Here is a 13,764-nt window from a genome sequence, read left to right as displayed (position 1 = left end):
ATAAACCACTATAGCATTCGCTATTTTACAGGGACTGATTTATTTTTTGATAAAAGGTGTTGCTTGAGATGCGAAACGAACCTGATGAATATCTGTTTCGTAACCCATTGTAGTATTAAGAATTGTGTAGAGTTCGGGACGTCGTCCCATTAACCAACGTCTCCCATTGGAGTTGGGGAGTAAGTTAAGGTCTAAATCAGCGATGACCATGTCATTTTCAGTGGCAGTCGTTTCTTGAATAATGCGGCCATAAGGGTCGATTATCATCGCATTTCCTGTTCGAACTTCGTCGTCGTCACGGCCAACGCCATTACTAAACAGGTAAAAAACACCGTTATCATGGGCGCGTGAAGGTAGCCAGCGTAATAACCAGTTTCGACCATTTTCCCCTTGAAATGCATCGATCAGTGCTTGTCGGTCTTGTTCTCTGTTTTCCCATAAATGCAGTGGTATGCGCTTCATACCATACGGGCTACTGGAGTTTGTTCCACCCGTTTGATGAGGTGCAAGGATAATATCAGCGCCAAGTAATGCAGTAGCTCTCGGGTTTTCAATCAGATTATTATCCCAACAAATCAATATGCCGACTTTGACACCCCAGGGGGTGTCAAACACCGTGTAGTTATCACCGCTTTGAATAACTGGATGCTCAAAGGCATGCAGTTTTCGGTGCGCATATAACTGCCCGTCAGGCATGCAAGCGACCCAGGTATTATAACATTTACCATTGAGGCCTTTTTCAATGAATCCAACGCCAATAAGCATATCTAATTCGATGGCACGTTGGCGAATAGGGGCTAATGAAGGGCTGTCATGCAAGATTTCACTGAGTGCATAAACGTCTTCATCAGACAGTTTTGGGACATGCCAATATCCAGTAATACACATTTCAGGGAATATGAGCATTCTGACCTTTTTTTGTGCAGCTTGCGTAATGAAGTTGTGGATACAGGCTAAGTTGTAGTCTTTATTGCCTGCTTGGTGTTGGAATTGCACCGTTGCAGCGCGAAGTAATGGTTGTCTATTCATCAATATCTCCTTTATTAGCAAAATAAAAACACGTTATTTTGAAAAAAAATAATGAGTTATTTTTCATTTTAATAACCATTGGTTATCGAAATGGAAAAACTAGTCGAATATCGATGATTTAAATTGAGTGAAAAAGTTGAGATGCATTATATTCTTCGAAAAAAAACCTCTTATTAGGTGAAATATTCTTATATAATCTGCAGGGATAAAAAATAACTTATTGATTAGCATTTAGTTATTTAACTAAAAAGCCCTAAAAGGGCTTAATTAGCACTAAAAAAGTACTCTATTCTTGTGATTAAGCGCTTAATTTCCGTCTAGACTGAGCTGGTGAATATTGTTGTTACTAGATCATCGAAGTTTTTTTACCTAAAACAGGGTAATTAACTAAGTATAAATACCTGTTTTACACTTTTTCCGTGAGCTAATTACTCAATTATTATGTTTTATTTTTGTTACTAGAAAAAAAACGTCTAATTTCATTAATAATATTTATCACTTGGTTACAATTTGTAGCAAATGTAACTATATGTTAAATAAAAGGTATTTTAGTCGCTTGGTGTGACCACTTTACTTAAAATGGCATTATTTAATGATATCGTTAACATTCCTGCTTAAGGGCGCGATAAATTGCTAGATTTACGTATTTAAAATGAGTTACCTTCTCTTAAATCAATTTTCTTATATCTCGTACTCGTTTAATGAGTTAATGAGATTTCCTGTATATTTAATTTTCAAAAACCATAAAAATTAAAATACCATTGAGAGTGGTATTTTTGATATAAACTAAAATAATGTAAATTAAAAATTAATTTACCTATTTTTTATGTAAAAAAGCTTATTAATCAAGATGTCTATTTTGAATAGTAAATATTTAATCACTAAGTTAAATAATCTAAAATAAACCTGTATTTATCTAAGTTACCATTGTTAATGGTAATCTATATTTACTTAAAATAAATCAAAAGGTTAGTTGTTGTTTTTCTAATTATTCTATATTAAAAAATTTAACTTTATTGAGTTGTTTTTCATTGGTCACTATTTAAATTTGAAATACTCTAATATTGATAGGTTTCTCTGGCTTTAATCTATTTTATTGATCGTTATAAACAGTTTTACTTTTATATCTTCAAATTTATAATTAACTCAAATTTCGTGTTTTAATTGATTTGCAATATTTTAATTTGCATTTCAAAAGATAAATTTTTATGTTCTAAAGGTTTTTGATCTGTAATATAGTTTAGCCGTTTAATATTTTAAGTTTGTTGGGCTATAGTTGATGATAAATGTAAATCGTATTGTAGGTAGAGAAATAAGAAAAAGAAGAAAGCATTTAGGTCTTTCTGGCATTGAGCTTGCAAATCTTGTTGGTGTAAGTCAGCAGCAGATCTCACGCTATGAAAGAGGGGAGTGCAACATTAATATCGAAAATTTGCATGTATTAGCTAGTGCTCTAGAAACAGAGATGATTTGTTTTTTTATTGACGATGTGTTCTTAAATAAAGAAAGTAATTAACTAAGAAAGTTAAGGATATTCTCATATCCAATATAAAAATAATATAAAAATAAATTCAATTAAATAAAACTAATTTATTCCTTAATTAGAGGGATAAATGTTATTTTTACTATATCCTCAGCAAAAAAATATCAACTTAATAATTGTTTTAATTATTAAGTGATTGGTACATCTGTCGTCTTTTTATAGGAAAATATAAATGAAATTAACTAAAATTGCATTAGCTACAATTATCGCTTCTTCGTTTGGTATTGCTAATGCAGCACCTGTAGACCAAGGAAGTGGTATCATCAACTTCACTGGTAAAGTTATCAATGCACCTTGTTCAATCCCAGGTGATGGTACAATTAACGTTGACCTTGGCCAAGTTGCTAATAAAGTATTAGAAACTGGTAATAAATTTAGCCAAAGCGTTCAATATAATATTCAATTAGAAAACTGTGATTTAGGTGAAGTTAAAGATGCTTCAGACACAGTTATTTTCCCTGCAGTTAGCAAAGTTAAAGTGACTTTCACTGGTACGCCAGATACAACGGCAAAAGAACTGTTAGCAAATACAGGTACTTCTAAAGGTGTTGGTGTTCGTCTGATTAATGCTGATGGCGCAACAATGAAAGTGGGTGACACAAGTGTTGAATTGCCATTAGCTGACGGCCCTAACAAATTAGCATTTAGTGCACGTGTTGAAGCAAATGGTAACAAAGTAGAAACTGGTAGCATCATTTCTCAAGCGACTTACGCTTTAAATTACCTCTAATCTATACCTTAAATAACAGGCATATTTTTGCCTGTTATTTTCCCTTTTTATTTTGATTTTTTATCTTTTTGACAGGGAACATCATGTCTTTATTGCCTCAGTTTAAAATGAATAAAATATTATTTTCTATTGTATTGGCATTTTCTTTTTCAGGAATGTCCAATGCAGTCGAATTTAATATGAATATTATTGATGCAAAGGACAGAGACAATATTGATTTAAGTCAGTTTTCAAATCCTGATTTTATCCCTGCTGGTGAATATCTTACGGATATTACACTGAATGGTAGGAAATTAGCGGGTCAACATCTAATTAAATTTATTGAAGAGAGTAAAGATAATTCAACACTCTGTGTTACACCAGAGATGGTCACTCTTTTTGCATTAAAAAAGAAAGTTCAGGAAGAACTTCTGCAAAATAATAATAACCAGTGTGTTGAACTATCTAAAAAGCTAGATATTCACTATCGATTTGATAAAGAGAACCAGAATATCTTATTTTCTATTCCTCAAGCTTGGTTAGAATATGATGATCCGTACTGGGTTCCGCCGTCCCAATGGGAAAATGGAATCGCAGGCGCATTTCTCGACTACAACCTGTTTTTAAATTACACCTCCCCTAAAAATACCAGTGAAACATTTAGCGGTAGCAGTAATGGTACGGCTGGCGTGAACTTAGGTGCTTGGCGTTTCCGTGCAGACTATCAGTATCAATATAATCGTTCTCAAGGAAAAACGAATGAACGATTTGATTGGACTCAGCTTTATGCATTTCGTGCATTACCTGAAATGGGCGCAAAAGTTTTACTTGGGGAGTCTTATTTAAAAACAGATTTGTTTGATAGTTTCCGTTTTATTGGGGCATCTCTCTTTAGTGATAATCGTATGCTCCCTCCTTCATTGCGTGGTTATGCACCACAGGTGACGGGTATTGCTAAAACCAATGCCATGGTGATTATTTCACAAAATGGGCGTGTTATTAAACAAGCTAAAGTGGCACCTGGTCCCTTTAATATTCAAGATATTACGGAAGCAGTACAAGGTACGTTAGATGTGACCATTGAGGAAGAGGATGGCTCAAAAACGACTTATCAAGTGACGGCGGCATCATTGCCATTTTTAACGCGCCAAGGGCAGCTTCTTTATAAATTGACGATGGGGCAGTCGGATCCGTTTGGGCGTTCTCAGAAAGTCGAGCCACGGTTTATTGCGGGTGAATTATCTTATGGGTTATTTGGCAATACCTCCATTTTTGGCGGGTTAATTGCCACTGTCGATAATAATAATTATCAAGCCGTCAACCTGGGTATTGGGCAAAACATGAATGTGTTTGGGGCAATATCGCTGGATATTACGCGTACCCATGCAAATTTAGATCATTTTGGTTCTTATTCAGGAAACAGTTATCGTCTGAATTATTCGAAACGTTTCGAATCCACCAACTCACAAGTCACTTTTGCGGGCTACAAATTCTCTGAAAAAGAATTCCTAACCATGCCGCAATATATTGATGCTGCTAATGGTGTTCTTGATTTTAGGCGTGATAAAAACGTGTATACCGCTTCTTTTAACCAATACATTAGCCCATTGGATTTAACGGTTTACTTTAATGCCTCACACCATCAGTTTTGGAGCAGTGAGTCGACAACAAACTTTGGAATGAGCCTGAGTAAACTGTTTAGTGTTGGGCAGCTTAAAAATATTTCAGGAACATTGTCTCTCAATAAAATTAAATACGAAGAAACCGATGACAATCAAATTTATCTGTCATTTTCAATTCCGTTAGAAAATGGTGGATCAGTGAGCTATGACGCCCAATACGCAGATAATGATCATAACTTTGGGCAATCTGTCGCCTATTACAGCCCAAATGAGCAAAATAATTACTGGAGTATGCGAGTAGGTGGCGATCAGCATGAACTCGGGCGTGCAGAACCGAATATTAGTGGTAGCTATCAACGCTCTTCCCCATATGGCGTATTAAATGTTAACGCAACGGAAAATGTGAATTCTTATCGCGCCTTTGGTGGGAGCTGGTATGGCTCTATGACAGCCACTAAATATGGTGCTGCGATGCACCGTAATGGCACAAACAATGAACCGCGCGTCATGATTGATAGCGATAACGTTGCGGGTATTTCTATTGATAATGGCGAGTCCGTCACCAACCGCTTCGGTATCGGTGTTGCAACAAGTTTGAACAGTTTTTCAAACTCGGATGTGTACATTGATATGAATACGCTGCCCGATGATGTTGATGTGAATGACAACATTATTGGGAAAACATTAACTGAAGGCTCAATTGGTTATCAAAAAATAAAAGCGAACCAAGGGAAACGTATTTTAGCTGTGATCCGTTTGAGTAACGGTAATTATCCACCTCTGGGGACGAGTGTCATCGAAGTGAATACCTCTAGGGAAGTTGGCATTATCGCAGACAGTGGTGTCGCTTATTTGACTGGGATAGACCCAGATGAAAGTTACATTGTTAAGTGGGCAAGTGGTACAAATCAATGTCGCTTGAACTTACCGAATATGACTGAAAAGAATCAAGGTAAAGTCTTGATCCCTTGCCAATAAGGAATGATGTATGAGTAAAAAGTATGCAGTTGTTTTTGGGTTTTCATTAATCTTTGCTGGCATGCAAGTCGCCTCTGCGGCAATTAATATTGATCGCACCCGTATTATTTTTCCAGGCAAAGATAAATCGATTAGCTTAGTGATTAATAACCAAAGTAAAACAATGCCGTATTTGGCGCAATCATGGATGGAAGATGTGAAGGGGAACAAAGTTTCAGAGCCTTTTACTGTTTTGCCACCTATGCAACGTGTTGAGCCGAATGCAAAAAACCAAATTAAAATTATTAAGACTGAAGGGATTGATACATTGCCTCAGGATAGGGAATCGCTGTTTTACCTGAATGTGCGTGAAATCCCTCCTGTTTCAGATAAAGAAAATGTGGTGCAAATTGCGATTCAGAGCCGTTTAAAAATGTTTTATCGGCCACCTCAAATTGAAAATAACAGCGATAAAGTGTGGGCGAAAGAACTGAAGTTTACGCATTCTGGTAGTCAGTTGCTCATTGAAAATCCAACGAAATACTACGTCACGTTGGGTTATTTAAGTCACAACAATAAGAATAACTTTCCAGGTTTTGAGAGTGTCATGGTAGCGCCATTATCAAAAGAAAGTGTTTCTGTACCAAGTGCAAGTTTTAGCCAACTTTACGCGGGATATATGGATGACTACGGCGGAATGAAAATGTTGACGTATCAGTGTGCGGCATCGATATGCCAGCTGTCAAAAGAAAGCCAATAGGATTTTAGAGATGAGAAATTATTGCTTTTCAATAGGTTTTTTCATGCTATCCCTGTTTGGGAGTCATGCATACGCAGACAGCAGCATGATGCGAGGCGACCTCAATTTTACCGGTAATGTCGTGGCTTTGCCTTGTAAAATCACGCTTTCCTCGATGGATCAAAATATTGAATTAGGCCCAATTTCTCTTAATTATTTCAATGAGATCGGGGATAGAAGCCCTAAACATGAGATCAAATTGAAATTTGATGACTGCATTTTCCCAAAGCGGGATCGTGATGACCGGGATCCTGTCGTTAGGATCATGTTCATTTCAGAACCCACAGCGAGTACTGACCGTAATTTATTTGGTGGTAAAACAATTTTAAATGGTTATGGCATTCGTTTGCTGGATAAGCAGGGCAATACAATCCCAAATGGTGAATATCGAAATTACCCAGTTTATTTCGATGATAATCAACAGATTGTGATTTATTCCATGTTGGAAAGCTATCTTTCAAGAAGTGAATTAACAGTGGGTAATATTAAAACGCAAATTACCTTAAATATTACCTATATATAAAGGTGTATAAATTATGATACACAAGTTTATTAAGCAGTATGGGTTCTACTTTTTATTCTTATTTGTTTTTATCAGCCCAAAGACATTTGCATTGGATTGTGTTGAAAAAGGGACGGGGGTTGTGATTAAACCGCCTGTTCCTGTAGGGCAACTTGCTATACCAGCGGATACTCCTGAGGGAACGATTATTTGGCAATCAGACCCACTGACCGTTACGGTATATTGCGATAACGTATTGGGAAACATGGTTGACGTTGTTCATATGTATTTTAACCCGACATCACAAAAGTTAGGGACAGGTTTGTTACTTGGAGCGAACTATCAAGGTGAACAACTTGAACACGACCAGCAAAAAGTCAGTTTAGGCACACCACCGATTAGCGGTAAGCAAAATGTCACCGTGACGGTGACGTTTACTTTATACATCAAAGTGACAGGAGTGGTTCCACCATCAGGCAACTATTTGGGTGATAACCAATTTACCGTTTTCCAATTTGATGGAAGTGGGGGGATTAATACCACTCCAGGGGCTAAAAACTTACGCTATTCTATTTCAGGGCTTCAAGGGATCCGCTTTTTAAAATGTGGCGCTGATATCAAGGTTTTTCCTGAATCTCAGCAAATTGACTTTGGCCAATTGATGATCACAGAGCTTAATCAAGGTAAAGAGTTTAAAAAGGATTTTCAGGTTCAAGCGGTAAAAAGAGGGTGCTTGGATAATTTCTCCATGAATATCAATTTTGAAACCACGGATCCACTTAATGGTGAGTATGCAATTGATTTGAAAAATGGTATGAACCTTGTGATCAAGGACGATAAAAACAGCGACATTAAGTTTAATTACTTCCAGTTTTTCGGTAGTTTACCGCAAGGAAGTACATCAGTAACTCGTGATTACAGTGCGACGGTAAAGAAAACGGGCACAGTAAAAACAGGTGGCTTTCAAGCATCTACGATAGTTCGTATTAATTATTATTGATAGAACTAGGGAATAAAAAAGAGCAGGCAATATGCCAGCTCTTTTATTTTACATTGCTTATTGGCGACACTAACTAACTTCAGCTAGCGTATTCCGTTGGTACAGTGCAATGGCGCTATTTTATGCATTTTTGGCAATTTGTATTCTGAACTTGCTCAAAGAAGTTATTTCCCTTGTCATCAACAAGGATAAAAGCAGGTAAACCTTCAACTTCCATTTTCCAAATCGCTTCCATACCTAATTCTGGATACTCTAAGCAATTCAAACTCTTAACATATTCTTGCGCTAAGATTGCCGCCGAACCCCCGATGCTACCTAAATAGAAACCACCGTGTTTTTTACACGCGTCAGTAACGGCTTGAGTACGGTTCCCTTTTGCGAGCATTAACATACTACCACCATGGGATTGGAACAGATCAACGTAAGGGTCCATACGGTTACCCGTTGTTGGGCCTAATGAGCCAGATACCATGTCTTCAGGTTTCTTGGCAGGTCCTGCGTAATACACCATATGGTCTTTGAAGTATTGCGGTAACTCTTCGCCGTTATCTAAACGTTCTTTGAGCTTGGTGTGCGCAATATCACGCGCGATGATCAGTGGGCCACTGAGAGAAACACGGGTCGATACAGGGTGTTTACTCAATTCCGCCAAAATATCTTTCATTGGACGGTTAAGGTCGATATGAACCACTTTTCCTTCAGTTTGGGTACGCATTGATTCAGGGATATATTGCGCTGGATTATGTTCCATTTTTTCCAGCCATAGGCCGTCTTTGGTTATTTTTGCCTTGATATTACGGTCTGCTGAGCAAGAAATGGCTAAACCGATCGGGCAAGATGCACCATGGCGAGGTAAACGTACAACGCGGACATCGTGAGCAAAGTATTTACCGCCAAACTGTGCACCAAAACCAAGATGACGAGAGGCTTCTAATAACTCATTTTCTAGCTCAATATCACGGAATGCACGGCCATATTCATTACCTGTTGTCGGCAAATTATCATAGTATTTTGCAGAGGCCAGTTTTGCTGTTTTTAGCGTTGTTTCCGCTGAAGTTCCACCAATAACAAAAGCAATATGATAAGGCGGGCAAGCCGTTGTTCCCAGATTGCGCATTTTTTCAATTAAGAAATTTTTTAGCTTAGCTGGGGTTAAGGTTGCTTTTGTTTCTTGATAAAGCGCGGATTTATTAGCAGAACCGCCACCTTTATTGACGAACAGGAAGTGGTATTCATCACCTGTGGTCGCAAAGATATCAAACTGTGCGGGCAGATTAGTGCCAGTATTCACTTCGTTAAACATATCTAGCGGGGCATTTTGAGAAAAACGTAGGTTTTCGTGTTGGAAGACGTTATAAATTCCACGAGAGAGAAACTCTTCGTCATCGCAATCCGTCCAAACTTGCTGGCCTTTTTTCCCAACCACCGCAACGGTTCCTGTATCTTGGCAGTTTGGTAAAATACCTTTTGCGGAAATTTCAGCGTTACGTAGCAACTGCAGTGCAACATATTTGTCATTTTCGCTAGCTTCTGGATCATGCAAGATAGCCGCAACTTGCTTCTGGTGTGCGGCTCTTAGGAAGAATTGCGATTCATAAATTGCCCGTTCAGCAAGCAGTGTTAATGCTTCGGGGTCAACTTTTAAAATGGGTTTCCCTGCGAATTGCTCGACGGAAACATATTTATCAGAAACATGGGTATATTCAGTTTTATCCTCAGATAGCGGATAAGGTTCTTGATAAAAAAACTCTTTATTAGCCATTTTGCTCACTCACATATTAATTTCAGTGGAATATCCAAAAAATAATCACCCGTAGGCTTGTGCTTATTCTTTAATAAATTCAGTACAAAGGAACAAAGTAAAATTTATAAGTGTAATTATGAAACAAAAATCACAAAAGAAATCACGAAAAGAAACAATTTAGGCTGAAATTATACCAATTTGGCCATTATATTCAAAGGGATGCGGTTGATAATATGATGTTGGTTAAAGTTATCGAGATAAAAACCACTTCACGATAAAAATTAGATATAAATCACATAAAATTATATTTAATGATGTTTTTCTCTTTATCATTGTAATTATGAATTATTAGTTTTTAAGTATTTCATTAGGATAAATTACATTTCAAGTTGTTTTAGTAAGTTTAAACGATTCAGTTTTTGATAATTCTATTTTAATCAGTGGGATATTTTATGAGTTTGTAGCAAGATATATTCCTCATATCTTAATTTAAGAAATAATTAAATTTTAAATGAATTTAATTATTCATCTATTAGCGACTAACTTTGTGAATTGTAAGGTATTTAGCTTAAGGGAGGAACTTAGATGTATAAGGGAAACCTATAGATAACGGCATAGTAACAATATATATCGCTATGTTGCTTATTTTTATCAAAAAACAGTTTTATTTATTGTGAATTCATAATGAAAGGCAAACGAAGTGTCGAAAATGGCTTTCAATTTATAAAAACTGTGTTTATCATGCAGGGCTCAATGAATTTGAAAAATGGCGCTACTGGTTTTGGGCTTTGCTGGGGAAAATTATTTACTCAAAATAATTCCAGTGATATGTAGGCCGCAAATGATGGCATCTCGATGAGCATACATAAGTATGTGGTTCGAATGGCAGCGTGAAGCGAGCACCCGTATCACTTGAGGTATGAAGAGAGTAAACCTCCGACAAGCTTATACAGTCTTTAACGGTGGCGGTTCTATCTGCATTATTCCTAGGGATAGAGTGTATTATAAATGACTGAGACAACCTCTCTGACACCACTCGTCGAATTAAAATCTTTAAATAAAGGTTTTGATGGCAAACAAATTATTTCTGAACTTGACTTAACCATTCAGAACGGTGAGTTTTTGACCATTCTGGGGCCTTCTGGTTGCGGTAAAACGACGGTTTTACGTCTTATTGCTGGGCTGGAAGATGTCGATGATGGTCAAATTATTCTTGATGGTCAAGATATTACGGATATTCCAGCGGAACAACGTTTCGTGAATACCGTGTTCCAAAGCTATGCTCTTTTTCCTCATATGACGGTTTATGACAACGTCGCTTTTGGCTTACGTATGCAAAAAACGCCTGCAGCCGATATTCAAAAGCGCGTTGATCAGGCACTGCGTATGGTGCAATTGGAAGATTTTGCGCAGCGAAGGCCGAATCAACTCTCTGGCGGGCAGCAGCAGCGTGTGGCAATCGCCCGTGCCGTGGTGAATCGCCCAAAAGTCTTATTACTGGATGAATCATTGTCTGCGCTGGATTACAAACTGCGTAAGCAAATGCAGAATGAGCTAAAAGCCCTTCAGCGGAAACTGGGAATTACCTTTATTTTTGTTACCCACGACCAAGAAGAAGCCTTAGCAATGTCTGACAGGATCATCGTCATGCGTGAAGGGAAAATTGAGCAAGATGGTACACCTCGTGAAATTTATGAGGAGCCTAAAAACCTATTTGTTGCTCAGTTTATCGGTGAAATTAATATTTTTGATGCGAAAGTGTTGTATCGCATTGATGAAAAACGTATTCGTGCCAATGTTGAAGGCCATGAGTGCGATATTTTCACTGAGCTCTCAGTCAAAGAAGGGCAGCATCTTAATGTACTTTTGCGCCCTGAAGACTTACGTGTTGAAGAAGTGAATGATGCAGAAAATCATCCAGGGCTGATTGGTTACGTGCGTGAACGTAATTATAAAGGCATGACTTTGGACTCTGTGGTTGAGATGGAAGACGGCAAAATTGTCATGGTGAGCGAATTCTTTAATGAAGACGACCCCGATGTTGACCACTCCTTGAATCAAAAAGTTGCTGTAACTTGGGTGGAAAGCTGGGAGGTCGTGCTGGATGATCATTCGTAAACACAAGATCCTGCAAAATGTGATCATCACTGGGATTGTCGCTTGGCTGGTCTTGTTCGTTTTCTTGCCAAATGTCATGATCATCGGAGCCAGTTTTCTAACACGCAGTGATACCAATCTAGTGGATCTGATCTTCACATGGGATAACTACATCCGTTTATCCGATCCCATGTACGCAGAAGTGATGCTGCATTCACTGAATATGGCCTTGATCGCGACATTCTTTTGCCTTGTGATCGGCTATCCATTTGCATTTATTTTGGCGAAATTACCCAAACGCATCCAGCCACTTATGTTGTTTTTGTTGATTGTTCCGTTTTGGACGAATTCGCTGATCCGTATTTATGGTTTGAAAGTTTTTTTGAGCACTAAAGGCTATCTGAATGATTTTTTGCTGTGGATTGGGATTATTGATAAACCGATTCGTTTAATGTACACCCCAGAAGCGGTTGTGCTTGGGCTGATTTATATCTTATTACCTTTTATGGTGATGCCGCTGTATTCGAGTATTGAGAAATTGGATAAGTCATATTTAGAAGCAGCTAGGGACCTCGGCGCTAATAAATTTCAGACCTTTGTGAAAATCATCATTCCATTAACGATGCCAGGTATTATTGCAGGGTGTTTATTGGTTTTATTGCCTGCGATGGGGCTGTTTTATGTCGCCGATTTAATGGGCGGCGCGAAAAACCTCCTAATTGGTAACGTGATAAAAAGCCAGTTCCTCAATATTCGTGATTGGCCATTTGGTGCCGCAACCAGTATCTTCCTGACGGTGATGATGGGGCTGTTGCTGTATGTGTATTACCGAGCGGCTAAGCTTTTGAATAAAAAGGCGTATGAAGAATGATCGGGCGTACTTTGCGGGGTGGCTTTATGGCCATCGTCTATGCGTATCTTTATATTCCAATCATCATTTTGATTGTTAACTCCTTCAATGAATCGCGTTTTGGTATTCAGTGGCAGGGTTTCTCAACAAAATGGTATGAACTTTTAAGTAATAACGACAGCTTATTAGAAGCGGCGGGTCACTCATTAACCATGGCGGTGTTATCCGCCACATTTGCCACCGTGATTGGCACATTAACGGCGGTTGCGCTATTTCGTTACCGTTTTCGCGGCAAGCCCTTTGTGGGGGGAATGTTGTTTGTAGTGATGATGTCCCCCGATATCGTGATGGCAATATCGTTATTAGTGCTGTTTATGATTTTGGGCGTTTCATTGGGTTTTTGGTCGTTGCTGTTTTCGCACATTACCTTCTGTCTGCCTTTTGTGGTGGTAACGGTATATGCGAGGTTAAAAGACTTCGATGTAAAAATGCTGGAAGCCGCGCGGGATCTCGGAGCGGGTGAATTTACTATTTTACGTAAAATTATTCTGCCATTGGCGCTCCCTGCGATAGTCGCGGGTTGGCTGCTTAGCTTCACATTATCGATGGATGATGTAGTTGTGTCGTCGTTTGTGACGGGGCCTAGTTATGAAATTTTACCGTTAAAAATCTACTCAATGGTCAAAGTGGGCGTCTCCCCCGAAGTGAATGCGCTGGCAACGGTGCTACTGATTATGTCGCTGGTACTTGTTTGCTTAAGCCAATGGGTAATGCGGGATAAATACGGTAAAAAAACGCAGTAACAAATGACAGGATGGCACGGCACTCTTGTTTTGCCGTGCTTTTTAAATGCCATAAGGCGAGAGGGTGGGCTCCAATTGAGCCTATAAGATATCACCCCTAAATTATTCA

General features: G+C 38.3%; 11 protein-coding genes. 9 read left to right on the top strand and 2 right to left on the bottom strand.

Annotated elements, in window-relative coordinates; translation table 11 throughout:
* Positions 1 to 39: 39 nt before the first annotated feature.
* The gene (locus PR808_RS11520; protein WP_206083423.1) at positions 40 to 1,029 is read right to left on the bottom strand and encodes a nitrilase family protein; all 990 of its coding nucleotides are present in this window, start codon (positions 1,027 to 1,029) and stop codon (positions 40 to 42) included.
* A 1,279-nt stretch (positions 1,030 to 2,308) separates the two neighbouring features.
* On the opposite strand from PR808_RS11520, the gene PR808_RS11515 reads away from it, so the two are divergent.
* The 6 genes from PR808_RS11515 (at position 2,309) to PR808_RS11490 (ending at position 8,161) form a co-directional block, all read left to right on the top strand.
* A complete protein-coding gene (locus PR808_RS11515; RefSeq protein ID WP_206083424.1) occupies positions 2,309 to 2,545 on the top strand; it encodes a helix-turn-helix domain-containing protein in 237 nt (78 codons plus the stop codon).
* Between the two features lie 199 nt (positions 2,546 to 2,744).
* Positions 2,745 to 3,302, top strand: a complete 558-nt coding sequence (locus tag PR808_RS11510; RefSeq protein ID WP_206083425.1) for a fimbrial protein — start codon at positions 2,745 to 2,747, stop codon at positions 3,300 to 3,302.
* A gap of 83 nt (positions 3,303 to 3,385) precedes the next feature.
* Entirely contained in the window at positions 3,386 to 5,881 is a 2,496-nt protein-coding gene (locus PR808_RS11505; protein WP_206083426.1) for a fimbria/pilus outer membrane usher protein, read from the top strand.
* A gap of 10 nt (positions 5,882 to 5,891) precedes the next feature.
* Positions 5,892 to 6,620, top strand: a complete 729-nt coding sequence (locus tag PR808_RS11500) for a fimbrial biogenesis chaperone (RefSeq protein ID WP_272539334.1) — start codon at positions 5,892 to 5,894, stop codon at positions 6,618 to 6,620.
* A gap of 43 nt (positions 6,621 to 6,663) precedes the next feature.
* Entirely contained in the window at positions 6,664 to 7,182 is a 519-nt protein-coding gene (locus PR808_RS11495; RefSeq protein ID WP_206083428.1) for a fimbrial protein, read from the top strand.
* A gap of 13 nt (positions 7,183 to 7,195) precedes the next feature.
* Positions 7,196 to 8,161, top strand: coding sequence for a fimbrial protein (locus PR808_RS11490; protein ID WP_206083429.1), 966 nt, complete (start codon positions 7,196 to 7,198; stop codon positions 8,159 to 8,161).
* Between the two features lie 115 nt (positions 8,162 to 8,276).
* On the opposite strand, the gene PR808_RS11485 is transcribed toward PR808_RS11490, so the two are convergent.
* On the bottom strand, positions 8,277 to 9,923 hold the full coding sequence (locus PR808_RS11485; protein ID WP_272539333.1) for a fumarate hydratase: 1,647 nt from the start codon (positions 9,921 to 9,923) through the stop codon (positions 8,277 to 8,279).
* 990 nt (positions 9,924 to 10,913) lie between these two features.
* Here PR808_RS11485 and potA point away from each other — a divergent pair.
* The 3 genes from potA to potC are packed head-to-tail and all read left to right on the top strand — an operon-like array spanning position 10,914 to position 13,655.
* Positions 10,914 to 12,023 carry a spermidine/putrescine ABC transporter ATP-binding protein PotA gene (gene potA / locus PR808_RS11480; protein ID WP_206083431.1) on the top strand — a complete coding sequence of 370 codons (1,110 nt, stop codon included), beginning with the start codon at positions 10,914 to 10,916 and terminating at the stop codon, positions 12,021 to 12,023.
* Positions 12,010 to 12,873: a spermidine/putrescine ABC transporter permease PotB gene (gene potB, locus PR808_RS11475; RefSeq protein WP_206083432.1), complete on the top strand. Its 864-nt coding sequence runs from the start codon at positions 12,010 to 12,012 to the stop codon at positions 12,871 to 12,873. The genes potA and potB overlap by 14 nt, the downstream gene beginning before the upstream one ends.
* On the top strand, positions 12,870 to 13,655 hold the full coding sequence (gene potC / locus PR808_RS11470) for a spermidine/putrescine ABC transporter permease PotC (protein WP_206083433.1): 786 nt from the start codon (positions 12,870 to 12,872) through the stop codon (positions 13,653 to 13,655). The genes potB and potC overlap by 4 nt, the downstream gene beginning before the upstream one ends.
* The last annotated feature ends 109 nt before the right edge of the window (positions 13,656 to 13,764 follow it).

It is taken from the genome of Providencia sp. PROV197 (assembly GCF_028479625.1).
Lineage (GTDB): Bacteria > Pseudomonadota > Gammaproteobacteria > Enterobacterales > Enterobacteriaceae > Providencia > Providencia vermicola.
The sequence above is the reverse complement of the archived record's forward strand: the minus strand, read 5'-3'. Positions and strand labels throughout refer to the sequence as shown.